Source organism: Pseudomonas sp. SJZ074, from assembly GCF_007828215.1.
Classification (GTDB): domain Bacteria; phylum Pseudomonadota; class Gammaproteobacteria; order Pseudomonadales; family Pseudomonadaceae; genus Aquipseudomonas.
Map to the genome: position 1 here is coordinate 57,064 of NZ_VIUE01000004.1, position 26,403 is coordinate 83,466.

General features: G+C 61.9%; 19 protein-coding genes. 4 read left to right on the forward strand and 15 right to left on the reverse strand.

Annotated elements, in window-relative coordinates; all coding sequences use genetic code 11:
• Positions 1 to 46: 46 nt before the first annotated feature.
• On the reverse strand, positions 47 to 736 hold the full coding sequence (fhuF, locus tag FBX99_RS06590; protein WP_144926059.1) for a siderophore-iron reductase FhuF: 690 nt from the start codon (positions 734 to 736) through the stop codon (positions 47 to 49).
• Positions 737 to 921: 185 nt separating this feature from the next.
• Here fhuF and FBX99_RS06595 point away from each other — a divergent pair, with 185 nt between their 5' ends.
• Complete coding sequence (locus FBX99_RS06595; protein ID WP_145131010.1) at positions 922 to 2,637, forward strand: ABC transporter ATP-binding protein/permease; 1,716 nt, start codon at positions 922 to 924, stop codon at positions 2,635 to 2,637.
• 116 nt (positions 2,638 to 2,753) lie between these two features.
• On the opposite strand, the gene FBX99_RS06600 is transcribed toward FBX99_RS06595, so the two are convergent.
• The 4 genes from FBX99_RS06600 to FBX99_RS06615 form a co-directional block, all read right to left on the reverse strand.
• The gene (locus tag FBX99_RS06600; RefSeq protein ID WP_144926052.1) at positions 2,754 to 3,602 is read right to left on the reverse strand and encodes an ureidoglycolate lyase; all 849 of its coding nucleotides are present in this window, start codon (positions 3,600 to 3,602) and stop codon (positions 2,754 to 2,756) included.
• Positions 3,603 to 3,638: 36 nt separating this feature from the next.
• Positions 3,639 to 4,379 carry an SDR family oxidoreductase gene (locus FBX99_RS06605; RefSeq protein WP_145131011.1) on the reverse strand — a complete coding sequence of 247 codons (741 nt, stop codon included), beginning with the start codon at positions 4,377 to 4,379 and terminating at the stop codon, positions 3,639 to 3,641.
• Positions 4,376 to 5,758 (reverse strand): MFS transporter, encoded by a 1,383-nt coding sequence (locus FBX99_RS06610; protein ID WP_145131014.1) that lies wholly within the window; start codon positions 5,756 to 5,758, stop codon positions 4,376 to 4,378. Before FBX99_RS06610 ends, FBX99_RS06605 begins: the two co-directional genes overlap by 4 nt.
• A 131-nt stretch (positions 5,759 to 5,889) precedes the next feature.
• On the reverse strand, positions 5,890 to 6,861 hold the full coding sequence (locus FBX99_RS06615) for a LysR family transcriptional regulator (RefSeq protein ID WP_145131016.1): 972 nt from the start codon (positions 6,859 to 6,861) through the stop codon (positions 5,890 to 5,892).
• A 115-nt stretch (positions 6,862 to 6,976) separates the two neighbouring features.
• Here FBX99_RS06615 and FBX99_RS06620 point away from each other — a divergent pair, with 115 nt between their 5' ends.
• A complete protein-coding gene (locus FBX99_RS06620; RefSeq protein WP_144926040.1) occupies positions 6,977 to 8,158 on the forward strand; it encodes a fumarylacetoacetate hydrolase family protein in 1,182 nt (393 codons plus the stop codon).
• 48 nt (positions 8,159 to 8,206) lie between these two features.
• On the forward strand, positions 8,207 to 9,991 hold the full coding sequence (locus tag FBX99_RS06625; RefSeq protein WP_144926037.1) for an IlvD/Edd family dehydratase: 1,785 nt from the start codon (positions 8,207 to 8,209) through the stop codon (positions 9,989 to 9,991).
• A 3-nt stretch (positions 9,992 to 9,994) separates the two neighbouring features.
• Here FBX99_RS06625 and FBX99_RS06630 read toward each other — a convergent pair whose 3' ends face one another.
• From FBX99_RS06630 to FBX99_RS06675, 10 genes are all read right to left on the reverse strand, one after another.
• A complete protein-coding gene (locus tag FBX99_RS06630) occupies positions 9,995 to 11,155 on the reverse strand; it encodes a cell division protein FtsQ (protein ID WP_145131018.1) in 1,161 nt (386 codons plus the stop codon).
• Positions 11,155 to 12,570 carry an MBOAT family protein gene (locus FBX99_RS06635; RefSeq protein WP_144926032.1) on the reverse strand — a complete coding sequence of 472 codons (1,416 nt, stop codon included), beginning with the start codon at positions 12,568 to 12,570 and terminating at the stop codon, positions 11,155 to 11,157. Before FBX99_RS06635 ends, FBX99_RS06630 begins: the two co-directional genes overlap by 1 nt.
• Positions 12,571 to 12,588: 18 nt before the next feature.
• The gene (locus tag FBX99_RS06640) at positions 12,589 to 13,257 is read right to left on the reverse strand and encodes an alginate O-acetyltransferase AlgF (RefSeq protein WP_145131020.1); all 669 of its coding nucleotides are present in this window, start codon (positions 13,255 to 13,257) and stop codon (positions 12,589 to 12,591) included.
• Positions 13,254 to 13,922, reverse strand: coding sequence for an SGNH/GDSL hydrolase family protein (locus FBX99_RS06645; protein ID WP_144926026.1), 669 nt, complete (start codon positions 13,920 to 13,922; stop codon positions 13,254 to 13,256). The genes FBX99_RS06640 and FBX99_RS06645 overlap by 4 nt, the downstream gene beginning before the upstream one ends.
• Before the next feature lie 15 nt (positions 13,923 to 13,937).
• Positions 13,938 to 17,861, reverse strand: coding sequence for a cellulose biosynthesis protein BcsC (locus FBX99_RS06650; protein WP_145131022.1), 3,924 nt, complete (start codon positions 17,859 to 17,861; stop codon positions 13,938 to 13,940).
• Positions 17,837 to 19,060, reverse strand: a complete 1,224-nt coding sequence (gene bcsZ, locus FBX99_RS06655; RefSeq protein WP_371923845.1) for a cellulose synthase complex periplasmic endoglucanase BcsZ — start codon at positions 19,058 to 19,060, stop codon at positions 17,837 to 17,839. Before bcsZ ends, FBX99_RS06650 begins: the two co-directional genes overlap by 25 nt.
• 22 nt (positions 19,061 to 19,082) lie before the next feature.
• Positions 19,083 to 21,338, reverse strand: a complete 2,256-nt coding sequence (bcsB, locus tag FBX99_RS06660; protein WP_145131024.1) for a cellulose biosynthesis cyclic di-GMP-binding regulatory protein BcsB — start codon at positions 21,336 to 21,338, stop codon at positions 19,083 to 19,085.
• Positions 21,335 to 23,557 carry a UDP-forming cellulose synthase catalytic subunit gene (gene bcsA, locus FBX99_RS06665; protein WP_145131026.1) on the reverse strand — a complete coding sequence of 741 codons (2,223 nt, stop codon included), beginning with the start codon at positions 23,555 to 23,557 and terminating at the stop codon, positions 21,335 to 21,337. The genes bcsB and bcsA overlap by 4 nt, the downstream gene beginning before the upstream one ends.
• Positions 23,554 to 24,741, reverse strand: coding sequence for a cellulose biosynthesis protein BcsQ (gene bcsQ, locus FBX99_RS06670; protein ID WP_256664022.1), 1,188 nt, complete (start codon positions 24,739 to 24,741; stop codon positions 23,554 to 23,556). The genes bcsA and bcsQ overlap by 4 nt, the downstream gene beginning before the upstream one ends.
• A 226-nt stretch (positions 24,742 to 24,967) precedes the next feature.
• On the reverse strand, positions 24,968 to 25,393 hold the full coding sequence (locus FBX99_RS06675) for a VOC family protein (RefSeq protein ID WP_144926011.1): 426 nt from the start codon (positions 25,391 to 25,393) through the stop codon (positions 24,968 to 24,970).
• 101 nt (positions 25,394 to 25,494) lie between these two features.
• On the opposite strand from FBX99_RS06675, the gene FBX99_RS06680 reads away from it, so the two are divergent.
• Complete coding sequence (locus FBX99_RS06680; protein ID WP_144926008.1) at positions 25,495 to 26,385, forward strand: LysR substrate-binding domain-containing protein; 891 nt, start codon at positions 25,495 to 25,497, stop codon at positions 26,383 to 26,385.
• The last annotated feature ends 18 nt before the right edge of the window (positions 26,386 to 26,403 follow it).

Here is a 26,403-nt window from a genome sequence, read left to right on the forward strand (position 1 = left end):
TATCCCCTCGCCACAGGCTCATCAGCGTTACCCCTGCTACCGGGGCTCACGCCTCTTCATAGATGTAATGCAGGTAGCTCACCTGCTCCGCCAGGGGCAGGCGATGCAGTTTGGGGCAGGACTCGCAGAGCACCGGCGGCTGGCCTTCGACGGGTTCGTGCAGTTGGTAATGCAGGCAGCAATGCCGGCGCAAGGGCAAGCATGGGCAGATCTGCGGCGCGGGTGATTCGACCATGCGTTGCAGGCCCCGCAGCTTCAGGCGCCCGTCATTCACCGTGACCGGTTCCAGCCACTGGTGCGCCTCGGCGAATCCGTCCCGGGACAGGTCGGGGTCCATTCGCGCGAACGCACCGTCCCAGATGGCAACCATGTTGCCCCACAATATCTTCGGCGCCAGCCCCCCGGCGGCGGCCAGGGTCGCGAACAGCGGTGCCAGGTGCTCGTGAACCAACCGCGACCAGTAGGCCGCGCGCTCATCCTGGCCCAAAGCCGGCAGTCGGGTCGCCAGCCCCAGCGCCGAGGGTTGACCGTCATCGTGCAGCAACCGCGCTTCCTCGCCCCAGAAATCGATGGCGCACTGGCGGGTCAACACACAGGCCAGGGTCGCTGGCAGGACGATGCTCATGTAGTTCATCGACCATTGCGACACCACGGCGGCGCGGTTCACCCCCGGATAACGCAGGGCGAAGCGGGCCAGCAGCGGTTGCAGGACCTCAGGGTCGGCGAGTCGGCTCAACGCAACGGAGGGCTGCTCGCCAGCTCCCTGCCGGATCACCCGCTGTATGGGCGGCCAGGCCTGATTGAGCCATTCTGGAAATTCGATGACGGGTCTCCCTTTCCCTAATTAATGCAAACGATTAGCATTGGCTGATCCTATCCTTCCTCATCTGCAAACTCAACGTCGTCAGCGACCAGGACCACATGCATACACTCCGCACTTTCTGGCGTCTCGCGCGGCCGTTCTGGACATCCGAGGAGAAATACCCGGCCCTGTTGCTGTTGTTGGGCACAGTGTTGATGACCCTGTGCCTGGTGGGCGTCAACATCCTCAACAATTTCTGGAACCTGCATTTCTACAACGCGTTGCAGGCCCTGGACTATCAGGGCTTTCTCGTCGGCAGCCTGCAATTTATCCTGCTGCAGGTCGGCATGGCCGGGTTTACCGTGGGCGCGTTTCACTTCCAGCAGAAGCTGACCATACGCTGGCGCCGCTGGGCCACCCGGAACATGCTCGACCAATGGCTGGGCAGCCAGCGTTACCAGAAGCTGAAGCTGAGCGAGACCGAGGTCGATAACCCCGACCAGCGCATCGCCGAGGACATCGACCTGTTTATCGTCAAGTCGCTGAAATTGAGCCTGGGGCTGTTGACGTCGGTGGTGTCGCTGTTCTCCTTCCTGAATATTCTCTGGCAGGCGTCGAACCTGGTCAGCGTGCCGTTCAACGATCAGTCGGTGGTCATTCCGGGGCTGCTGGTGTGGATCGCACTGGTATATGCCCTGCTGGGTACCGGCCTGGCGTTCTGGCTGGGGCGCGCATTGCCAGGCCTCAACTTCATGCAACAACGGCGCGAAGCGGATTTTCGCTTCTCTCTCATCCGCCTGCGGGAAAACGCCGACTCGGTAGCCCAATACCGCGGCGAAGCGGTGGAAAACGAGCGCTTCAACCAGCGCCTGGAGGCGGCGCTGGAAAACTTCTGGGCGCTGGTCAAGAAGCAGAAGCTGATCATGGGCTATTCGACCTTCTACCTGCGCAGCGCCACGGTCATTCCCATGTTCATCATGGCGCCGCAGTTCTTTGCCGGCGCGTTCCCCTTGGGTCGCCTGACGCAGATCAGCGCAGCCTTCGGCGAAGTCCATGCGGCCATCGCCTACCTGGTGAGCGTGTTTCCGGAACTGTCGGAATGGAAGTCGGTGATCGACCGCCTGAACGGTTTCCAGGAACGCCTGGATCACCTCGAAATCAAGTCCGAGGTCCGCCTCGAACAGCAGGCCGCCGGCCTCGAGATCAAGGACCTGGACGTCTGGCTGCCGAGTGGCCGGCAATTGTTCAAGGGCTTCAACCTGTCGCTCAAGCCCGGCGACAGCCTGATGATCAGTGCACCGTCCGGCTACGGCAAATCGACCCTGCTTCGCACAATCAGCGGGTTATGGCCCCATGCTCGCGGCACCAGCCGCTATGACCGGGAGCGGGCGCTGACCCTGTCGCAAAAACCCTACCTGCCGCTGGGCTGCCTGCGCGAGGCGCTCTGGTATCCCAACCCGCCACGGCCCGAAGAAGATGCCGCATTGCACCGGGTGATGGAGCAAGTCGGCCTGCAACACCTGCGCGATCAACTGGATCAGGAGCGAGACTGGGCCCAGACCCTCAGCGTCGGCGAACAGCAACGCTGTGCGTTCGTCCGGGCCCTGCTGGCCCGCCCGACGGTGCTGCTCCTCGACGAAAGCAGCTCGGCACTGGATGCGGCCAACGAGCTGCGCTGCTATCAGTTGCTCAAGCAGACGCTGCCGGAGACGATTCTGATCAGCGTCGGGCACAACGCCTCATTGGAACACATTCATTGGCAGGTTCTTGAGTTCAAGGACGAGGCTCAGTGGGTGCATAGAAAGCTCCAGCAGGCGGCCACGCCCGTCAGCTAGCCGGGCTACCGCCATCGCGAGCAGGCTCGCTCCCACATGGGATCTGCGCCGGCCACAGACCTTGCAGCCAGCCGGACTCCCTGTGGTGCGAGCCTGCTCGCGATAAAAGTCCGATATTACTCTGCCTGGACCGTGACCTGGCGTTGCTCCCCCAGCCCCGTAATGCCCAGGCGTAGGGTCTGCCCCGGGCGCAGGAACACCGGTTGCGGTTTGATGCCCAAGCCGACGCCGGGTGGTGTACCAGTCGAAATCACGTCCCCCGGCTGCAGGCTCATGCACCGGCTCAGGTAGGCGATCAGCTGCGGTACGCTAAAGATCAGCGTTCGCGTATTGCCGTTCTGGTAGCGCTGCCCGTCGACTTCCAGCCAGAGGTCCAGGTTATGGGGATCGCCGATTTCGTCCCGGGTGACCAGCCACGGGCCCAGGGGGCCGAAGGTATCGAAGCCCTTGCCTTTGTCCCAGGTACCGCCCCGCTCCAACTGCCACTCCCGCTCGGATACATCGTTGATGACGCAATAGCCGGCGACATGCTCCATCGCGTTCGCTTCATCGATGTTGCGCCCGCCCCTGCCGATGATGACGCCCAACTCCACTTCCCAGTCGGTCTTGAGCGAGCCGCGGGGGATCTGGATGTCGTCGTTGGGCCCGCAAATGGCGCTGGTCCATTTGCCGAAGATGATCGGCTCCTTCGGCACGTCCATATTCGACTCGGCCGCATGATCAGCGTAGTTCAGGCCGATGCAGATGAATTTTCCGACGCTCCCGACACAGGCACCGAGCCGTGGCTGCCCGGCGACGATTGGCAGGTTGCGCGGGTCGAGGTCGGCCAGCGCTGCCAACCCCTCCGGGCTCAAGGCGTGTCCCGCGATGTCCGGCACATGCCCCGACAGGTCGCGGATCCGATTATCGGCATCCAGCAGACCGGGTTTTTCCGCGCCTTTTTCGCCATAGCGCAATAATTTCATCGAATACTCCTCACTCAAGCCCAACGTAAAGACGGTTCAGAGGCTCATGCCGCCGTCGATGACATGCACAGCGCCGGTGGTGTAGGTCGACGCATCGCTGCCCAGGTAGACAGCCAACTGCGCGATCTCCTCGGTACTGCCAATTCGGCCCATGGGTTGGCGTTCAAGGAACTGATGATAGATCTGTTGCTCATCGACGCCCTGCTGCAGGGCCTGGGCAGCAATGCGCTGGCGCAATGAGGGCGAGTCCACCGTACCCGGACAGATCGCGTTGCAGCGAATGCCCTGGCCGACAAAGTCAATGGCGACAGCCTTCGTCAGGCCTATAACCGCGGCCTTGCTGGTCGCGTAGGCGAACCGGTTCGGCACCCCCTTGATGCTCGACGCCACCGACGACATGTTGATGATCGAACCGCCGCCACGGGCCAGCATGCCCGGCAGGAATGCACGGATGGTCCGATACATCGCCGTGACATTGAGCTCTATCGAGCGCGCCCAGGCCGATTCGTCGCACTCCAGCAGGTTGCCGCTGTGCACATAACCGGCACAGTTGAACAGCATGTCCAGGCCGCCGATTCGTTCGCAGGCCCTGTCGATGGCCTCGGCAGACGTCACATCCAGGGTCATGGCTGTGACCCCTTCGATGCCCGCCAGCGCACCAATATCGATATCACTGGCGAATACCTCGGCACCGGCCCGGGCGAAGGCGATGGCGCTGGCCAGGCCAATGCCCTGCCCCGCGGCCGTGACCAACACGCGCTTATTGAGCAGATTCAAGCAGCCTCCAGTGTTGCTGACGTGACGGCGGGCTTGGGGGTTCGGGCTAGCATCGAGGCGGGGATGGCCAGGATCAGTCCACCGCTGACCAACAGACACAGGGCCAGTACATAGGTGCCGTTATTGATGTTGCCCGTGAGGGTTTCCGCTACCGCGGTGATCATCGAACCGGTGAAGCCCGACAGGTTGCCGATGGCGTTGATCATGCCGATGCCGGCGGCTGCCGCGACGCCCGACAACAGCGTCCCTGGCAGGGTCCAGAAAATCGGCATCAGGCTGAGGATGCCCGAAGCGGCAACGCTGAGGAACAGTACGGACAACACCAGGTTGCTGGCGAAGAAAGCGCTGAGAATCAGGCCAATGCCGCCGATGAAAGCCGGAATGGCGGCGTGCAGGCGCCGCTCACCGGTGCGGTTGGAGTGCCGCGCATTGAGCAACATTGCCACGACAGCCACCGCGTAAGGAATCGCGGTCAGCAAGCCAATGTGCAAGCTGTTGGTGATCCCGGTGCTCTTGATGATCGAGGGCATCCAGAACGCCAGGCCATAGAAGCCTGTGTTGAAGGTCAACAGAATCAGTACCAGCAACCACACCCGAGGGTTGAGGAACACCTCGCTCAAGCGGCTGGCCTTGCCCTGGTTGTCCGTTTGCAGATTGGCTTTGAGCAGGCTTTTTTCCGCAACGGAGAGCCATTTAGCCTTATCGATGTTATCGGCCAGGCAGACAATCACCACGAAGGCCATGATGATCGAAGGGATGCCTTCGATCAGCAGCATCCATTGCCAGCCGGACAGCCCCTGCACCCCTTGCATGCTGCTCATCAGCCAACCGGAGAGTATCCCGCCCAGTGTCAGGCTGACCGGCAACGCCAACAGGAAGCCGGACATCACCCGGCTTTGCCGATGGGTCGGGAACCAGTAGTTGAGGTACAGGATCACGCCGGGAAAGAAGCCTGCTTCGCAGACACCCAACAGAAAACGCAGCACGTAGAACATTGTGCTCGATTCGATATGGAAAAGGCCCGCCAGCGGCACCGTGTAGGCCACGGCCATGGAGATCAGCGCCCAACTGAGCATGATCCGGGCAATCCAGAACCGCGCGCCGAAGCGATGCAACAGCAGGTTGCTGGGCACTTCGAAGATGAAATAGCCCCAGAAAAACATACTGGCGCCCAAGGCATACACGGTGTTGCTGAATTGCAGCTCGTTGAGCATGTCGAGCTTGGCGAAGCCGATGTTCACCCGGTCAAGATAAGCCGCCATGTAGCACAGGAGCAGGACGGGAAGGATACGCCAGACGACTTTGCGGTAGGTCCGGTCTTCGAAATCGAGTTCACCGGTTTGCGCCTGGGCAGGTAAATGCTCGGAGACGGTTTGCATGTGATAACCCCTGGGCACGTGGACATGCCTGATTGTTTTTATCGGATGGGAGCTGGGGCTCACTCTACGACCGTGAAACGATTCTTTCCCAATGGCATTTTCTGATTAATCGATAACGTTCCGTTATCGCATCAATGGTCGTTTCCCAGTGCTCCGACAGCAGGATCACCGCCCAGGCGAGCGTGGTCCTTGAGGATTTGTGCAAACTCCAGCGCCGCGCCCATCAACGGTTCGCCTCTGCGCGTGAGAATGCCGTAATCCTGGGGCACCAGGTGCAGCGGGGTGTCGAGGGTTATCAGTTGGCCGCTCTCGATCAATGGATCGACCATGGCATTGGGCAGCATCCCGATCATTGGGCCACGCTGCAGGACCTGAAGGAATGTCTGCATGGAAATGGTGTCGATGGTGTTGCGTGGCATGCCTACCCCAGCCTCGGCGAAGGCCAGCTCCATACGCGCGCGAATGGGTGTACCGACCGGGTAGAGAATCCATGGCAGATCCACCAACTGCTGTAGGGAAGTCGGCCCGGTGCCGGCCAGGGGATGGCGGCTGTTGACCACAATGCAGAACGGTTCCGGGGCCAGGGGCTGGAAGTCGTAACGCTGCTGCTGGCTTTGATCGGTGAAACGGGCCACCGCCAGATCGAGCTTCTTCTCTTCGAGCATCTCCATCAGGTGGTTACTGGTCTGCTCCACCACCTCGATCGACAACAACGGCCAGCGCTCCTTGATCTGCAAAATCGCCTCGGGCAGGGCAACTGCCGTCGCGGCAAAAATACCGCCGACCTTGAGGTAGCCATGCCCTCCTTCGCGCAGGCTGCTGATCTGCTCGACGAACGAGCGCGCGTCATTCAAGGCGATCTGCGCATAGCGCAGCACATGTTCGCCCAACGCCGTGGGCGGCATGCTGCGCGGTCGCCGCTCGAACAGCGCAAAGCCGAGCAGGCTCTCGATTTCCTTGAGCATCTTGCTGATGGCCGGCTGGCTGAGGTTCATTTGCTGGGCCGCCAGGTGCATGTTGCAAGTACGGCCCAAGGTATCGATCAGCAGCAGATGACGGAATTTCAACCAGCCGCAGAAGCTGGAAAAGGATACATCTGACATGGAGATCTCCTCGAGCCTGCAATAACCGTTCGTTATCGATTACTGAATATATCTCATTGGAGTTTATCGTCCGCCGCCCCTAGCGTGAAAGCATCACGGACCAGGAAGAACTGTCATGTCGCTACTGCTTACGCCCGAGAATACATTGCCGGCCGACGGCCTGGCCGGAACCCTGATTGGCCGTGCCTGGGTGCCCGGGCGGATCGCCGGCCCCTCGCCGATCGTGTTGCGCAATGACGGCGTATTCGATCTGTCGGAGCATTTTGCGACCTTGAGCGATCTGCTGGAAACAGAATCGCCATTGGCCGCCGTGAGGCAAACGCCGGGCACCTTCATCGCCAGCGTCGAAGCCCTGCTCGCCAACACGGGGCCCGAGGCCGATCTTTCCAGGCCTTCGTTGTTGCCACCGCTGGATCTGCAAGTGATCAAGGCCGCCGGCGTGACCTTCGCCGCCAGCATGATCGAGCGGGTGATCGAGGAACAAGCCGGCGGTGATCCGGTAAAAGCCGACGCCGTGCGAGCCACTGTACGCAGTGTGATCGGCGACAACCTGCGCTCGGTGGTACCGGGCTCCGAACAGGCCATGCGCCTGAAAGCCCTGCTGATCGAGCAAGGCATGTGGTCGCAATATCTGGAAGTGGGCATCGGCCCAGACGCGGAAATCTTCACCAAGGCCCCGGTACTCGCCGCCGTGGGTAGCGGCAGTTGCATCGGTATCCACCCCGGTTCCCAATGGAACAATCCCGAGCCCGAAGTGGTGCTGGCGGTGAACAGCCGTGGCCAGGTCCATGGCACCACCTTGGGCAACGATGTCAATCTGCGGGACTTCGAAGGACGCAGCGCATTGCTGCTGAGCAAGGCCAAGGACAACAATGCGTCCTGTGCCATCGGCCCTTTCATTCGCCTGTTCGATGAGCACTTCAGCCTGGACGATGTGCGCACCTGCGTGGTCGACCTGGAAGTCCTGGGCGAGGACGGTTATCGGATGCGGGGATCGAGCTCCATGAGCCAGATCAGCCGGGATCCGCTGGACCTGGCGGCCCAGACACTCAACGCCAATCACCAATACCCGGACGGGTTCCTGCTGTTCCTGGGTACCCTGTTTGCCCCGACCGAAGACCGAGACGCCGTCGGCAGCGGTTTCACCCATAAACCGGGTGACCGGGTCCGGATCAGCAGCCCATTGCTCGGCAGCCTGCACAACCGCGTGACCTACAGCTGTGAAGCCGCTCCCTGGACGTTTGGCTTGAGCGCCCTGTTGCGTAATCTCGCCGCGCGTGGATTGCTCGCACGCTGACACCGATGCGGTTTGTCGATTCATCCAACAATAAGAGAGACAAGAATCATGAGTGACACGCCCAAACGCCGCCTGCGCAGCGAACAGTGGTTCAACGACCCGGCACACGCGGACATGACGGCCTTGTACGTCGAGCGCTACATGAATTACGGGATGACCCGCGAAGAGCTGCAATCGGGACGCCCGATCATCGGTATCGCCCAGACCGGCAGCGACCTGACACCCTGCAACCGTCATCATCTGGAGCTGGCGCAACGGGTCAAGGCCGGTATTCGCGATGCGGGCGGCATTCCCATGGAGTTCCCGGTGCATCCAATTGCCGAGCAATCGCGTCGGCCCACCGCAGCGCTGGACCGCAACCTGGCCTATCTGGGGCTGGTGGAAATCCTCCACGGGTATCCCTTGGACGGCGTGGTGCTCACCACCGGTTGCGACAAGACGACCCCGGCCTGCCTGATGGCGGCCGCAACCACCGACCTGCCGGCTATCGTCTTGTCCGGCGGGCCGATGCTCGACGGTCACTACAAGGGCGATCTGATCGGCTCGGGCACCGTACTCTGGCACGCACGCAATCTGATGGCCGCCGGCGAAATCGACTACGAAGGCTTCATGGAAATGACCACCGCGGCGTCGCCTTCGGTGGGCCACTGCAACACCATGGGCACTGCCTTGTCGATGAATGCCCTGGCCGAAGCTCTGGGCATGTCGCTGCCGGGCTGCGCGAGTATCCCGGCGCCCTACCGCGAGCGCGGGCAAATGGCCTATGCCACGGGCAAGCGCATCTGCGAATTGGTCCGACAAGACATTCGTCCCTCGCAGATCATGACCCGCCAGGCTTTCGAAAATGCCATTGCCGTCGCTTCGGCATTGGGCGCTTCGAGCAACTGCCCGCCGCACCTGATAGCCATTGCCCGGCACATGGGTATCGAATTGAGCCTGGATGATTGGCAACGGATTGGCGAAGACGTGCCGCTGTTGGTCAACTGCATGCCGGCGGGAAAGTACCTGGGCGAAGGCTTCCACCGAGCTGGAGGTGTGCCCTCAGTCATGCATGAACTGCAAAAAGCCGGGCGCCTGCACGCAGACTGTGCCACGGTCAGCGGCCGAACCATCGGCGAGATAGTGAGCAGCAGCCGGACCAGCGACGTCGACGTCATCCATCCCTTCGACACGCCCCTCAAGCATCGCGCCGGATTCATTGTGCTCAGTGGCAACTTTTTCGACAGTGCGATCATGAAAATGTCGGTGGTAGGCGAGGCCTTCCGCAAGACCTACCTGTCCGAACCCGGCGCCGAGAACAGTTTCGAAGCCCGGGCCATCGTGTTCGAGGGCCCGGAGGACTATCACGCACGCATCGACGACCCGGCACTGGACATCGACGAGCGCTGTATCCTCGTCGTTCGCGGCGTCGGCACCGTCGGCTATCCCGGCAGCGCCGAAGTGGTGAACATGGCCCCGCCGGCGGCCCTGATCAAACGCGGCATCGACTCGCTGCCGTGCCTGGGCGACGGACGCCAGAGCGGCACCTCCGCGAGCCCGTCGATCCTCAATATGTCCCCGGAAGCCGCCGTAGGCGGTGGCCTGGCATTGCTCAAGACCAATGATCGCCTGAAAGTGGACTTGAACACCCGTACCGTCAACCTGCTGATAGACGAGGCGGAGATGGAGCGACGCCGACTCGAATGGGTGCCGCAAATGCCTCCTTCGCAGACACCTTGGCAGGAACTCTACCGGCAACTGGTTGGGCAACTTTCCACGGGAGGCTGCCTGGAACCCGCCACCTTGCATCTGCGGGTGATTGCCCGTAGCGGTGAGCCACGGCACTCGCATTGAAACTCACTCCTTCCCGCTCAACATCCCGATCACTTCATACGGCGTCTGCAGGTCACGCTCGGGAATCTCCCAGATCAGCAACTTGGGGGGCGTCTCCCGAAAAGCCGGGTTGCTGAAGTACTGGTTGGCACCGCCGGAAAACTCGCCACCGTCCTTGGCGAAACTGCCGACCGGGGCCTCCAGTGCCAATTCGAGGAAACCCACGAAGTTGGAGTTGCGCGAGAACGAGGTGCCGATCAACGCTACGTTGGGCAGGCCTTCATCGCCAAACAGATCATCGAGGTTGTCGCCGCCGTCCTCGGCAGCTCGCGGCTGCTCGCTGACTTGGGTGGCCGCGACGGTTTCCGGCGTGGGTTGCCAGCTCAGCGGCAGCCAGTCGATGCCGGCCAGGTGCACGAGGTCACCTGCACGCAAGGCCGCTGCGTTGGAGTGGGTTACAAAGGTTTTTTGTGGCGTAGCACGAATGCCCATTGCCTGTACCTGTTGCGCAATCGCCCGTGCCGCCGCGTTGGCGCCGGTCTCGCTCCAGTGTGTATCGGTACGCAGGTAAGCCGATGCACCCAACGGCTGCAACGTGGGTGCAAGGTTCAGCGCCGGTACCCCCGCCTGGCTCAGTGTCGCGGTCCACTCCTCCGCCCGCCGGGCCAGTTCGGCCGGGCGATCCAGGCCACACAATTGCTCGGCGGCGATGCGGCTCTTGTCCGGCACCACCGCCACCAGCAATTGAATGCCGCGCTGGCTCAGGCGCCGTTGGACGTCGATCACTGCCTTCGCCTTGGTCTCGGCGTTGGCCCGGGCGTGGTGGTTGATGCGCATTTCATCGGTCAGGAACAGCCAGCCCTGACAGCCCGGACGCACCCGTGGCCCGGTGTCATGGAACAGCAGCCAACTGGCGCCACGCTCCAGATTGGCGGCCTGTTCGGGAAACCAGGCGTTGGACAGCTGCTTGGCGATACGGTGGGTGACGTCTCCATGCATTACCGCATCGCGGGTCAGGTTGGTCGGCAGCATTTGCACCTTGCCGCTGAACAACAGCCAGCCGCAGGAAATCAAGCCGACACCGAGCAAGCCGATCAGTGTGTAGCCGGAGACTTTGCTGGTTCGGGTAACCAGGTCGCTGGGGGGTGGCGGAGCGCTCGGCGCAGACTTCTTTGACGTCGTCATCAGAACTGAAAGTACAGAAAAGGCACTGCTTCACGGCTGGCGATCAGAGCGAACGACAGCAGGAAACCGGCCACGGGCCAAAGGGCGACAGCCAATGCGAACCACGCATTGCCCGCCAGTCGTCTTTCACAGCGTACCTGCCAGATGGGCAGGATTACGCACGTCACCCCCAGCAGCGCCGCCAGGCCATGCACCGGGCGTAACGTCACCGCCAGCGCGTCGCCAAGGGCAAACCCGTGCAGGCCGAACTGCCCGGCGTACAGGGTCATGGCCGAGTGGAAGTCCGGAGCGCGGAACAGTGTCCAGGCCAGGCAAACGAACAACAGCGTCAACACATGAGACAGCGCACGCGGGACGCCAGGCAGGCTTGAGCGCGACCAGGCCCGGTCGACACACAACGCCACGCCATGGGCCGAACCCCACAGCAAGTAGTTCCAGCTATCACCGCCGTGCCACAGCCCGGCGATGGCCATGGTCAGGAACAGGTTGCGATAGGTTTTCCAGACGCCATGACGGTTACCGCCCAGGCCGATGTACAGGTAATCGCGCAGCCAGCTGGACAGCGACAAGTGCCAGCGCCGCCAGAAGTCCTGGATGCTGCTGGCCAGGTACGGTCGGTTGAAGTTTTCCGGGAAATGAAACCCCAGCATCAGCCCCAGGCCGATCGCCATGGCACTGTACCCGGCGAAATCGAAGAACAGCTGCAGCGAGTACGCCAGGCAACCGATCCAGGCGTCGACGAAGGAAGGGTTTTCCAGATGGAAGGCCACGTCCACCAACGGCGACAGGGTGTCGGCCACCAATACCTTCATGCACATGCCGACCATGAAGCGACGGGCACCGAGGGAGAAGTTCTGCCAGTTGAACCAGCGCTGCACCAGCTCGCGGCGGACCCAGTCATAACGAATGATCGGGCCGGCAATCGAGTGGCCGAACATGGAAATGTAGGTGGCGTAGTTGAGGAAACTGCGCTCCACCGGCACCGTGTGGCGGTGCACATCCACCAGATACGAAATCGCCTGCAACACGATGAACGACAACCCGGCCGGCAACGCGACCTTCTGCCACTCAAGCGGCATAGCGCCGTAGTGGGTCATCAGCTCGCTCCATGTGCCGGCGAGAATGTTCGCGTACTTGTACCAGCACAGCACGGCGGTGTTGAACACGATCAACGCGACTAGCAGGCGCAGGCGCCCACGGGAGTCCTCGCGGGAACGGTCGACCAGCAGGCCACCGACCCAGGCGACGATGGTCAGTACGACATGCAACGAAAGGAACAGCGGGCTCAGCCAGCCGTAGAACAACCAACTGCCTGCCAGCAGCACCCCGTTGCGCCAGCCGTGGGGGACCAGGGCGTAGATCAACAGGAAGGCAGGCAGGAACAGCGTCAGGAACTCGAGCGAAGCGAAAACCATGGCGACAGCGCAATCCGATCAGTGGGACAACGTGTCCGTGGCGGCCAGGAGTCGAGGTCCGGTGGCGGTCGGCAGCAGCAATACACTGTAGCGCTCGCCTGCCTTCAGTTCACCCAGATCCAGTGCAGGGCCGACATTGGCATTGGCGCAGACCAGTTGCACCGAGAGCTTCACCGGGTTGATCGAGCGACGTTGCAGGTTGCCTTCGGTCACGCCTTTGAACAGATCGGCCGTGCGACCTGCGGGGCGCAGGCTGGCATCGACGCAGCTGCTGTCCAGATTGAAGAAGCCCAGCGAGGCCTTGAGGCCGTTGAAGTCGTCCGGGATGTCATGCACGGTCACTTGCCTGAGCCCCTTGCCGTCCGGAAGCGCGACCACGGTGGTGAATTCGCCGGGCTCGGCTTTTACTTCCAGCGCCAGGCGCTGCTGGCCGCTGACCAGGGTGCCCTTGATGGCACTGCTGGCCGTGACCGGGAAAAACAGCGAAGCCGGCTGCGCCGCGTCCAGCTTCAGCGGCGGTTGGCCTTCCTGGGCAATAACCTGCATCGGCTCGGCGCTGCCGTTGACGAAGCGAATGAACGCAGCATCTTCGGCGGGACCGGTCGGGTACAGCGGGATGTCCGCCGCCGCCACGTTCAAGCTCGATAGCAACAGCGCTGCCGCACTCAGGACCTTGGCGTTGGTCATTTTTTCGCCCCTTTGCTGCTCAGCGCTTCAGGCGGCAGCTTGCCCAGTGCATTGCCGATCGCCGTGCCCCAGGCCTTGTAACCCGCCACGGTGAAATGCTGACCGTCCGTGGTGACCCATTGGCCCGGCTTGGAGAAGGTCAGCGAATCGATATAGGTGCAAGGCGCGACGTTGCTGGCCAGAAATTGCGACATCAACTGGGTACGCGGATCGTTCTTCTGGTACATACCCCCCGCCTTGCCCCACGCCGGGCCGACCCAGGCACATTTGGTGCCGGTGGCAGCGATGGCCTTGGTCAGGCTGGTCACGCTCTGCCAGGCCCAGGCCTTGGGAAATGCCGGTTTGTCGTAGGACGCCATGGTGTCGCCGATGACCAGTACTACCAGGTCGGGCTTGTCCCTGGCGATCAGCTCGGCGATAGGCGTTGTAGTCGCGTCACGGCCCTTGATCTCGATCTTGGCGGTGCCCTTTTGCTCGGCGCCACAATCGACTTTCTTGCTGATCAACCAGTCGCCGGCGCTGGCGCCACAGGCGCCGATGGAGTGAACGATCGCTCCCTGGCGGGTGAGATCGGCGTTGAGCGGTTCCATCAGGTGGTCCGCAAGGCTCATATGGCTTTCGCCGAGCACCAGAAGGGTCAGGCCGGCAAGGGCAGAGGCTGGCATAGGTATCTCCGGGAATCAGTTCGAATAAGGTGAGCGGTAAGGGCTGACCGGTAGCGCCATCGGGCTGCCCGTCATGTCCTCGAACATGTAGCGCGCATACAGGCCACCATTGAATTGCTGATAGTCGCTGGCGTTGTCCACGCCGATCGTTGCGCCAAGGAAGAAACGCGAACCGAACTTGTACTCGCCGGCTGCCGCCAGGCTGTAGCCCACACCGGTTTTGCTCTGGCCGGCGTAGCGCGAGTCGTTGGCCGCCTGGCGGTCACTGTCGTTCGGGAAGAAATCGGCGCCGTCCTGCTGGAAGTGCTGGATGCCCACCGAACTCTTGACCTGATAGGTAAAGCGCTCGGTGCGCTGCTGCCAGGTCACCGGCACGCCCAGGGCGAAATAGCTCTGCGGGCTGAAATAGCCGCCGTGCCCGTACGTGAAGAAGTCCTGGTTGTTTTCGTAGCCCAGCGCGGTGGCGCTCAGGCCAACGGTGAGTGAGTGGTCCTGCGTGTTGTCCAGATACCAATAGACGCCACCACCGAGTTCACCCCGGGTGTTGGATTCGACATTGTGGCCCACCAGTTCGTGCACGGAGCCATACCCGTAGGCACCGACCTGCGAGTCGTCGTAGCTCAGTTCGCCACGCACACCGTTGGCGGTCACCCCGCCCCACGATCCACCGCCAGCACGCTTGTCGGTGGTGCCGGCAAACGACGTCAGGCTGTCGGTGACCGCGCGACGCGACGCCGCGACGCGGTAACGGACATTGCCGTTATCGCTCAGTGGGCGATCGACACTCACGCCCCCCACCGCTGTCGCGTATTTGAAGCCGATCGGCGTGGTCCCGACATCGGCCTTGATGCCTTCATCGGGACGCTCGTACGCCACCCCGACGCCGACGCCTTCGGCGCGCTGCGAACCAATACCGGAGGTTGCGCTGGAGGCGCCGCCGAAACGACTGGCGGCCTCGCCCTTCACACTACCGGCCGTGAGCGCGACGGGAGTGATACGCACAGCCAGGCGGTTGTCGCCGGCCGGCACGTTCACTTCGATTGGATTTTCAATGTCGGTCAGTTTGCTCAGGCCCGACTCGCTGTTGTTGCTGCGAATGCTCAAACCTTCGGTAACGTAACCGCTGCGCTCCTGAAGAATATCGTTAAGGGCCCGCTGGGCCGAGCTTGTCGAATCGACGACGGTCATTACCGTTCGAGGCTGCGGCTGTGTATTGAAGGGATTGCTCTGCGCGACCGCAGTCCCCCGCACGGAGGCTGTTTGACCGTTGCTTCGCGGCTGGCCTGGATAGGCATCGGCAGGCACACCATCGGCACTGGCGAGCATCACGCCGCCATTGAGAATGGCCTCTGCCGGTGGTGGAATGGCCGATGCCGGTGCGCGCAAAACCTGCCGACGCTGCCCAGCTCCGCCAGCGAATGGGTTCGCCGCCACATTCATCGCACCAGGCTGGGCGGCCAGGCTGCGTTGCTTCTCGCTCTGCTCGATGGCTACCGCTTTACGCAGCACTTCAGTTGCCTTGCCGCTGTTGCCCATCGCACGGTAAATGCGCGCGACTTCAGTCAATGATTGCGGATCGTAGTTCTGCAACGCCATGAACTGTTCCAAGGCATTTTCCGCGTAGCCGTTGTCGTGGGCGAGCACGGCAGCATCGGCTGCGTTCAACAGCACCAACGGGTCGTTCGGGTTGCGCTTGAGCAAGGGCTTGTACAGGTCGAATGCCTTGGCGTTGTCGCCATTGGCGGTGTACATCCTGGCCAGTGCCGAGGTGGCGGCGACATCGCCCGGACGTTGGGCCAACGCCGGCGCCAAGGTGTCGTAGGCCGCCGCCAGGTCACCGCCTTCGCGCAACCGGTCAGCCTGACGGATACGGTACAGGTACAGCACATCGTCATAACGCTTGCGGGTCGCGACGCTCAGCGGCTGATTCTGCAAGCTGTTCAGGATCGAGTTGACCTGGGCATCGTCCCCGGTCTTGAGCAGCAGGGATGCGTATTGCAGCATCAAATCGGCCGACGGCGCGCTGCCTTGGGTCAGCAACGAACGCATCATCGACAGCGCCTGCTCGACATCGCCGGCGTCGACATAGGCCGATGCCAGGGTCGCCGTGCGCTCAGGGCTGCGACTGGCCATCGGTTGCAGGCGATCCAGCAAAGCCAGGGCTTCCTGACGCTGCCCGCGCTTGGCCATGGCCGCCGCCAGATTGATTTGCGTGGTCAACGTGACCCGATCCGCCAGCTCGTTCATGTCCGCGCTGCGGCGGTCGACGGGAATCCGGTTGATGGTGGCCTGGGCGTCTTTCCACTGCTCCATTTCCACCGACAGCAAGGCACTGGTGTACAGCGCATCGACGTTGTCCGGGTGACTTTTAAGAAAGGCGTCGATCAGGTCACGGGCCTTTTTCGATTCGCCGGTTTTCAGATACAGGCGCGCGAGACTGAAACGCGTCCAGACATTCTCCGGCTCGCTGTTCACTGCATCGACCAACGCATTCTGGGCACCGCGGATATCGCCACGTTGCTCGGCCAGACTGGCCATCTGGGTGGAGCGCAATGCACGCAGCTGGCCGGTGTTGCCAAGCTTGGCCTGTTCAGCGGCAGGCAGGCTGTCCAGCAAGCCGAGGGCTTCGTCGGCCTGCCCGGTTTGCGACAGCACATTGACCAGGCCGCGTATGGCCTGCGGGTTGCCAGGCTGGCTCGCCAGCACCTGACGGTAGTTGGCGACTGCGCTGTCGAACTGTCCGGCCTGGGCCTGGATATCGGCCAGGGTAAGGCGAGCGTCCAGGCCATTGGGATTCATGCGCATGGCCTGGGCGACAGCTTCGCTCGCCTTGGCGGTCTGTCCTCTGGCCTGCAGGTCACGCCCCTGCTGCAACAGCGCCCAATAGCGAACACCGTTCAGTGCCGGTTTCCAGCGGCTGCCACCGGTGCTGATCGCCCGGGTCAGCAATTGCTCGGCTTCCGGGAAACGGCCCTGCTGCTGACGGACCACACCCAGGCCACCCAAGGCATCGCTATCATCCGGACGGGCCTTGAGGCGCGCCTGGAAGGCCTTTTCCGCGCCGGCCTGATCGCCCTTCTCCAAGGCCCGCAAGCCGCTGGCCACCAGCGGATCTTGTTGCCAGGCGGAGCCACCGGTGGCGGCAGCCTTCTGGTGCCCCTTGTTCATCTGGTCACGGATTTCCTGGTCGTCCGGGTGTACCTTCAGGAACTCTTCGAACAACGGCACCTGGGCAGCCGTCGGCGGGCCGATCCAGACCAGCGCCAAACGCCAGCTTTCATCGGCATCACCAGCGATTTCCACGCGTTTGGTCAGCCTGGCGAGCACGCGAGCGCCCTCGGCACGGCTGTCTTCGTGGCGAATCAGTTGCTTGCCAAAGAACAGCGCCAGGATCGCATCATCGGGGGTTTCACGCAGCAGTCGCTCCATACCCTGGCGTGCTTCGGCCCAGCCGTCGGCATTGAAGGCCAGGTTGTTGTAATACTCTCGCCCGACGGTGCCTTCCGGGGTCAGGCCGTTGAACATCTTGCGGAACACCTCTGTCGCCTTGTCGCGCTCACCGGCGTCGACCAGACGACGGGCCTCATCCAGGCGCGCCTTGTTGTCCGGCCTGGCCAGCGCAATGTCCTGCTCCAGTTGGCGAGCCATCCACGGCTGCGGCGACAACGCCTGCAGGCGCGCCAGATACTCCTGGGCCTGTTGCGGCTTGTTCTGCTTGACGCCGATCAAACCCATGCCATAGAGGGCATCGACCTGATTCGGATCCAGGCGCAGGACTTTCTGCCAGATCTCGGCAGAGCGCGACGCATTCGAGCGGGCTTGCCAGTACTGGCCTTGTTCGACCAGTTGGGCCTTGATGTCCGTGCCTTCGGCGTGAGCACCGGAGGCGATCAGCGCAATGAAAACTGCAGCAGCTAGCGTGGAACGGCGCGGGCGCATGACGTCTCCCAGGACAAAGTGAGCGTTCCGTCATCACGGAACTGGTAACGCTTCTCTGCCCAACCCAACCCGAACAGGCTTAGCATGACGTTGTAATAGAGAGGATCGGCATCTTGGCCGCTGCCTTTAGCGAATGCCGCAGCAATACCGTCCTGGGCGCGACGTTGTTGTTGCTCGGCCAACCATGGGTGGCCCTTGGCAATGAAATACGGCACCAGCGCCGCCGAAAAGCCGAACGGCCCCGTGCCATCGACCGCAGCGGACATCACTTGGGCTTTTTCTGGCGGGACACCCGTCGACGCCGTACTTTGAGCCATGCCATCCAGGGCTTCCAGGAGCTTTGGAGCCGCCGGATCGATCTTGGGCGTCATCCCTGCCCACAGGTAGACGCGAATCGCATCGTAACTGCCCAGCCCACCCTTGATCGGATCGGTCACGAACAGTCCGGACTGCGCCGAAGTCCCGCGATAGCCCACCCAATCCCCGACATAGCCCTTGGGACTGGCACTGCGGATCAGTTTGACGGTGTTGTCCGCTATCTCCTTCCATGGCCCTTTCGGTTGCTCTTTGGCCAGCCGCAGAAGTAATGGCCGAGGCAGATAGCTCGGGTTCAGGCGCCACAGATGATCTGGCTGAACGAAACCCTCGGGGCCCGGCAAGAGCATTTTCCCGAGGCCCGGCAACGTGACGACCAGTTTCGACTCAATGGTCTTGAGCAACTGCAGCGCATCGACACGGTACTCGGGACGCTGCCACAGGCGCGCGGCTTCGAGCAGCGAATAGACGATCCACAGGTCGGCATCGGATGCCGAGTTGGCATCCTGGAGTTGCCATTGCCCGTCCTTGCCCTGCCCCCACAGCCAGCCCGGCAGGCGGGTCGCGGGGTCCGAGCCGAGCAGGTTGGCGCGAGTCCACGCCCACAGATGCTCGAAGCGCGCCTGATCGTTACTGATCAGCGCGAAGAGCATGCCGTAGGACTGTCCTTCCGAAGTGCTGTGATTGGCCTCCATGCTGGAAGACAACATCCGGCCATCGTCCTGGATGTAGCGAGTGGCCCAGGACTCCCACAGGGGCCAAGCCTTGGCGGCACACGCCGGCTCCGTCGCGAACGACGGCAAGCACGTCAATGACACGAGGGAAGCCAGCATGGCGCAGGCAGTGCTGCGCAGCCAACCGCTGGGCAAGGCGCGACGCTTCATCGATACGGTCTCACGGTCACGCTCAGACACTCAGTCGCTTCCTGGCTTTGGAACGCAACCCCAGATAGGCAAGGCCGCTCAGCAACAGCACGCCCAGGGCCGTCATCAGCAACGTCCAGCCCACATGGCGCGACATCAGCCATTGCACGTACTTGACCGGCGAGAGGCTGCCGACGAAATACTGCTCGTCAGCCACCAGCGGCTCGATGGACTTGCCACGGATGACTACCAGGCTGCCCTGAATGGCGCCAGCGTCCTGGTCCGTACGGCTCAATGCTTCAGTGGCCTGGGCCAGGCCGGCAGCGTCGCCCCCGGCAATGACCACCACACTGCGGCCATTCTTGAGCGGCGACTCGAAACCGGTCAGATAAGTGTTTGGCTGGCCACCGGAGAACGCCATGGCCAGGCGGCTCTTGCGCAGGTTCGCTTCAGGCTCGGAACTGAGCCAGTCCTGTATACGCAGGGTCAGGTCAGACACTTCGAAACGTTGCTGCTGGCCGGTCCCGACCGCTGGCAGGCGATCCGCCCACTGGGTCAGCAAAGGCTGGTTCGCGCCGGACGCCATTACCAGCAGATCCTTGTCGGCAACGCTCGGCGCCTGTGCCGCCTGGATGACCGTCACACCGGTTGCGGGATAACCGGTGGAGTCACCGAAGCGACCCAGTACGGTCAGGTAAGCGCTGACGTCATTGAGGCCGGCGTTGTCCGGCAGCACCACGGCGGTCTGCGACAGGTCAGCCATGCGGGTGAACGGGAAGCCGGCGTCCTTGAACACCCCCAGGTTGGGCATGGCCATGAAATGGTCGTAGTCGGTCAGGTCCAGCGTCGACTCAGGGTCGATGCCGCCGCGCATGTTGTCGATGATGATGTCGCGGCATTCACCCTCCTTGATGTAGTCGTACATGTAGCGCAATTGCAGGCGCGACTTCAACGCAACGGCATTGAGCGGCAGCAACACGCGCATGTCGCGCACCAGGGTTTCGTCCTTGATTGCGCTCAACAGACTCTTGTCCAGACGCTCCAGCGAAGGCAAGGTCTCGGACTTGATCAGGCCATCGTTGAAACTGACGATGAATGACGAATTGACGGATTTGGGCTGCGGCGTATAGCGATACTTCAGATTCAGCGGTGCGCCGTCCTGGTGCCAGTTGAACAGATCCGGCGGGAAGTTCAGCGGTACAGTGATGTCGCCCGGGTTGTACCCGGAAACATTCAGTTGCTTGCTCGCGATCAGCTCACCCAACTTGACCGGGCGATCGGTGGGCAGCCAGTTCGGTGCATCATATGGCTTGCGCGGCTTGAGAACATCGAGTCGGTTGATGACCACCGTGCTGCCCGACAGCGCCTGGCCGCCGACCGACAGCGCAATGGCGGCCAGCTTGAGTTCTTCGGCGTTGCGCCCCGCCACCACCAGCAGCTTGCCGTTGGCGTCGTTCGGGTTGGTCAGGATGCTCAGGGTCGGCCCCTTCGGCGCAGGAATCGACAATCCGCCAATCTGCGCAGGGACGTCGCCGTTGAGCACGATCACACCGTTGCCCTGGGCGGGCAGCGTATTGAGCTGGGCTCGGAAGCTCGCCCCGCGATAGCTCGCCAGGGCACCGAACCAGGACGACAGCGCACCCGCCGCCTCGAGGGTGCCATTGTCCGGCGCGGCGCTGAAGATGATTGGCAGATCCAGGGGCCGGGCATCACGCCGATCGAAGAACGGCACGGGCATCAGCGAAAGATCGTTCGGCAACGCCAGTGGCGAGGTCTGGATCTGCAGCACAGAGTCATTGCTGACCTTGGCCCACAGGCTCGAGTGCTGGGGATCCTCGCAGCTCATGGTGTAGTGACCGATGAACTGCACGCTCAGGCGATTGAACTCGGTGATCAACTGCGGGGGAATCTCCACCGTCTGCTTCTGCAGCGTGCCGGCGTTCTCCTTGGGCAACGGCACACTCGCCGCGACTTCGTCGTTGACCATGATGTTGATCTGGGACAGATCGGGCAGCAGCGCCGGCGAATAACTGTATTGCAGCGTCAGATGCGCGCCGGTCACCACCTGATCGGCCCGCACGTCAAAGTTGACGCTATCGGTCGCTTCGACACCGTGCAGGTTCATCGGGTAGGCGCGCCCCAACTGCTTCAGCGTCAAGGTGTAGCCATTGCCTGCGTCCGCCGGCGCGGTATCGGCGAACACCACGCCACCACTCAAAGCCAGCAGCGTTGAAGCCAAAATGACCAGCGAGCGCCTGTTATCGCGCTGGCCCACGCCTGAAAAATGCTTAGCGTTCATTGCTTGTCCATGAGGTTTTCGAGTGGTTGGGAAGACGGCCGGCGGGCAGAAAGGAATCTTTGCAGCTCGGCGAGGGTGGCCTTGAACAATTCGTGGATCCCCCCCATGCCGATGAAAGCGACGTCGCGCAACGCAGCCAACGGGGTGTCCACCTGTCGGCCGCCCCAAGTCGATGCCCAGGTGTCGGCACGCGAGAACGTCAGGCGCACCAGTTCGCTTTGCTGACGCAGGCTCAGCGGGTCGAACTGCGCCCCCAGAAGATTCCCGCGACTGAACATCACGGTGCCGGGGAACACACTGACCTGCTGATTGCGAAACAACGTCATGCGCAGGCGCTCGCCCTGGGCGATTTCAACACCATCCGGCAGACGGAAACCGAGGCCCTTCTGCGAGAAGTCCTGGGTGATGGCGTCGAACGTGCGTCCGTCCGCCAGTTCAACGCGCACCGGCAGTTCGGCGGCAACCCGCGGTTCGCTGCGTACCTGGCGCGTTTCACTGGCCACGGCCACCGATGCGCTGGTAATGATGACGTTGTAGAGCGTCCAGGCCATGTTGATGAGGATCGTGGTCATCGCGCCCTCCTCACCCTGGCACAATTGCCAGAGGCCGAAGGCAATACCCGCGACGTTGAGGGTCAACAGGACAATGTAGGGACGCGCCAGTTTCCACTCGAAAAACTTGCGGTCGATGATCCCGCCCTTGTCGGTCACGTTGAAACCGCCGAACCTGGGGTTCACCAGGGCCATGAACACCGGGCCCATGATGTACCAGGCCAGTACCGTCTCGTAGACCTCGTTCCAGAACGAATGCCGGAAACGGCCCTGGATCCGTGAGTTGGTCAGGCTGGCATGCAAGATGTGCGGTAGCACGTAAGCGGTGATCATCAACGCCGAGGCGTGGAAAATCTGCGCCCCGAAAAACAGATAGGCCAAGGGTGCCGTCAGGAATGCGAGACGCGGCAGACCATAAAAGAAGTGCAACATGGCGTTGAGGTAGCACAGCCGCTGCCCCAATTTCAGGCCGCGGCCCATCAACGGGTTGTCGGTCCGGAAGATCTGCGCCATGCCGCGTGCCCAGCGGATGCGCTGGCTGATGTGACGCGAAAGGCTCTCGGTAGCCAGGCCGGCCGCCTGAGGAATCGCCAGGTAGGCGGTGTTATAGCCAGCACGGTTCATCTTCAAGGCGGTGTGAGCATCCTCGGTCACGGTTTCCACCGCGACGCCCCCCACTTCCATCAGCGCGGTACGGCGCATCACGGCGCAGGAGCCGCAAAAGAACGTCGCATTCCATAAGTCGTTGCCGTCCTGGACCAGGCCATAGAACAGCTCGCCTTCGTTCGGGACGGAGCGGAACGTGTTGAGGTTTTTCTCGAACGGGTCTGGCGAAAAGAAAAAGTGCGGCGTCTGCAGCATCGCCAGTTTTGGATCCTTGACGAACCAGCCGAGGCAGATCTGCAGGAAAGAACGGGTCGGCACGTGGTCGGCGTCGAAGATCGCGACGAACTCTCCCTCGGTGACCTTCAGCGCTTCATTGAGGTTACCGGCCTTGGCATGGCGATTGTTGTCACGGGCCAGATAATTTACGCCAATGCTGTCGCAGAAGGTTCGGAAATCTTCACGACGCCCATCGTCGAGCACGTGCACACGCAGTTTTTCCTTCGGCCAGTCGATTGCCTGGGCGGCGAAGATCGTCACCTTCACGATATCCAGTGCTTCGTTGTACGTCGGAATGAATACGTCCACCACTGGCCATTCGGAAGGCGGCGTACTCATCAGCACCGGTTGGCGCCGCAGGGGCCAGGCGGTTTGCAGGTAACCGAAGATCAGGACGATCAGCGCGTAGAGTTCCGCCGCCAGCAGGCCATAGCCGAACAGTATGTCGAGCCAGTCGTCGAAGCCCAGGGTCGAGGTGATCCGCCAGTACATGTAGCGCAGCGAAGCCGTCAGCGACAGACCGATCAGCAGCACCACCGGGAACCGGCCGGATTGTGTGCGCAGTATCAGCGCGGCGACAAAACAGCCTGCGGCGAAATAGCACTGTGATTGGAGGTCGAAAGGCACCGTGATAATGAACAGTGCCAAGAGAACCGAGATCAGCAGGACACCGATCTGTACGGTGCGACGAACCCCCAGGGAAAGGCTCTCGAACCCGTCAGCCAGGGTTTGCGCCCAGCGTTGCAGGTAGCCGGGCACTTCATGTTGTTCGTTGGACTGACTCATGATGCGCGACTACCTGCCAATGCAGAGGTCCGGACAGGTGACTTCAGCGCATCGGCAATGGCCAGGACTTCCTGCCGTGCAGACGAGTCTTCGTCTTCCAGTAATGGGTTGACACCAAAAGCGAGGCCTTCGCTGATGGCATGATCGAGCGGCAGGACACCGATCAATTGTTTGCCGAAACGACGCTTGAGCACTTCCAGCATGTCCTGGCAGAACGTGCGCGAGGCATCGAACTGGCTGACGACATAGTGACAGTCCCGACGCCAGGCCTGATGGGCACGTCCTTCGAGCAATCGATCGATGGGGTCCAGCGTCATGAACGAGGCCGGGTCCGGCGTGATGACGACGATCAGTTGGTCGGCGACATCGAGTACCTGCTCCAGATACAGAGTGCGGCCAGGCGGTGTGTCGAGAATCACCACATCGTCAGCCGCCAGATCCATGCGCGCCAACTGCCGCGCCAACCAATGAGTGTCGTCCTCGAGGAAACGCTCAAGCGCGCGACGCTCCTGTCCCGAGACCGGACCGAAAGGCAGGACGCGGGTTCCGCCGATGCCATCGAGCAGCAAGCCGCTCCAGCACTCGCCGGTCAGGCTGGCGCTGGCCATGCCTGCGACATCCGGACTGACACCCAGGTGATATTGCAACGCGTTTTGCGGATCCAGATCGATGGCCAGCCTGCGCCCCTTGGCACCCAGCGCGCCCGCCAGTGCCGCACAGAGCGTACTTTTGCCCACACCGCCCTTTGGCGACACCACCGCGATGACCCGGGCCGCAGTGACCGCTACAGAACCGTTCGGGATCGACCGGCGTAACGCCTCCTCGTTCTGCGCACGTGCCTCGGCCTGACGCTCAAGCGCGACTTCAGCCAGCAGGGAGCGTAAGGAACCAGCACTGGCGGGGACTGAAACAGGTTCGGATACCGCCGCGTCGGCCGACATGGCCTCAAGCAGATCATCCAGCACCGGCTCGACTCGCCGGTCCAGCGGATGAGCTAGCGTCGCCATCGTCTCAGGCAGCGGCTGCGCAGTTTCGATTGACTCAGGAACAACAGCTGCCGGCGGCTTTTCCGTCACCACGAAAGCGTCGGATGCAGCAGGTACCGGAGATTCTGGCAATTCCTTGTAATTGAAGGAATTCTCCATCTCGATATAGCTGGCCGCACTCTCTCCGAACCTGCTCATCAGGTTGTCAATATCATTTGTCCGATTCATAAGCCCTTCACGGCGAGGTCAGTAGCATTCGGGCTCGTATAACGGCAAGCGAGTGCATTCGCGTGGCGAAATGATATCGTCAATATTTTGTTAACAACAAGCTCTTTTATTGGATCCAATAGAGAAAAAGACAGACGGACGCCAAAGTATTGGCGCCGACTGTTTCACAGGCTTATCAGTGCGCGGCAACGACTGATTATTTGGCGAAGATTTGGCTCATATCCCTGAATGCCTTGAACTCCAGGGCGTTACCGCAGGGATCGAACAGGAACATGGTGGCCTGCTCGCCCACCTGCCCTTTGAAACGGACGTAAGGCTCGATCACGAACTCGGTGCCAAAGGACTTCAGGCGCTCGGCCAGCGCCTCCCACGCTTCCCAACCCAGGATGATCCCGAAATGCGGAACGGGAACGTCGTGTCCATCGACTGGATTGCTGTGGACGTCCTCTTGCGAGGCCGTCCTGGGGTGCTCGTGGATGACCAGTTGGTGGCCATAGAAATTGAAGTCGACCCACTGGGTGCTGGAACGCCCCTCCTCCAGGCCAAAGACTTCACCATAAAAGGCTCGTGCGGCGGCCAGGTCATAGACGGGGATTGCGAGGTGGAAAGGCGAAAGGTTCATCAGCGCTCCAATAATGATATTTGCGGATGAACGAGCGTAGGCCGGAAAATCATCAAGAAAAATCAATATATATTTTTCAGAAGCACAACTAATATTTGTGAATGATCAAAGAGCTCAAGACCCTTGTCGCTGTAGCCCGGGAGGGTACGTTCGCCGCCGCCGGGAACAGGATCGGCCTCACCCAGGCGGCGGTCAGCGCCCAGATCCAGCGCCTGGAGGCCGAACTCGGCTTCGAGATCTTCGACAGGAAAGGCCGTTCGGCCCACCTCAACCGGATGGGCCACCAGATACTCCTGCAGGCGCAGGAACTGCTTCGTCTTTATGACAATCTGGGCGCCGCCACCGTGGGGCTGCCTGCCAGCACCTTGGTCAATATCGGCGCCATCGCTTCCGTCCAGCGCTCCTATCTGCCCGACGCGCTGGCCCGGTTCCACCAACAGTGCCCACCGTGTCGGACGCGAGTCGTCCCGGGCTTGTCGATGGAGTTGGTCAACCTGGTGGATGCCGGCGAAATCGACATGGCGGTCATCATTCGCCCGCCCTTCTCGCTCCAGAGCGATCTGCGCTGGACAACCCTGGCGCTCGAGCCCTATCGCCTGATCGTGCCCCGTGATGCACCGGGGGAAGACTGGGCGGAACTGCTCTCCAGCCACCCCTTCGTCCGGTACGACCGGTCGTCCTTCGGTGGCAGGCAGGTCGATCGTTTCTTGCGGCAGATGCACTTCAACGTGCGAGAGGTTTGTGAGCTGGATGAACTGGAGGCCATCATCAGGCTGGTTGAAAATGGCGTAGGCGTAGCGCTCGTGCCGCAGACAGTGTCCCATCGGCAATGGCCGGCAAGCATCCGTGCGCTCGACCTTGGTCCCCACACGTTCCATCGCGATATCGGACTGGTGCATCGACCGCGACAAACCTTGAGCGAACCGGTGCGGATCCTGGCCCAGCTTATAAGTGATCAAGTCAAGGGGCGCTCCGGACGGCCCCAAGCATGAAAAGGCCACTCGAATCGA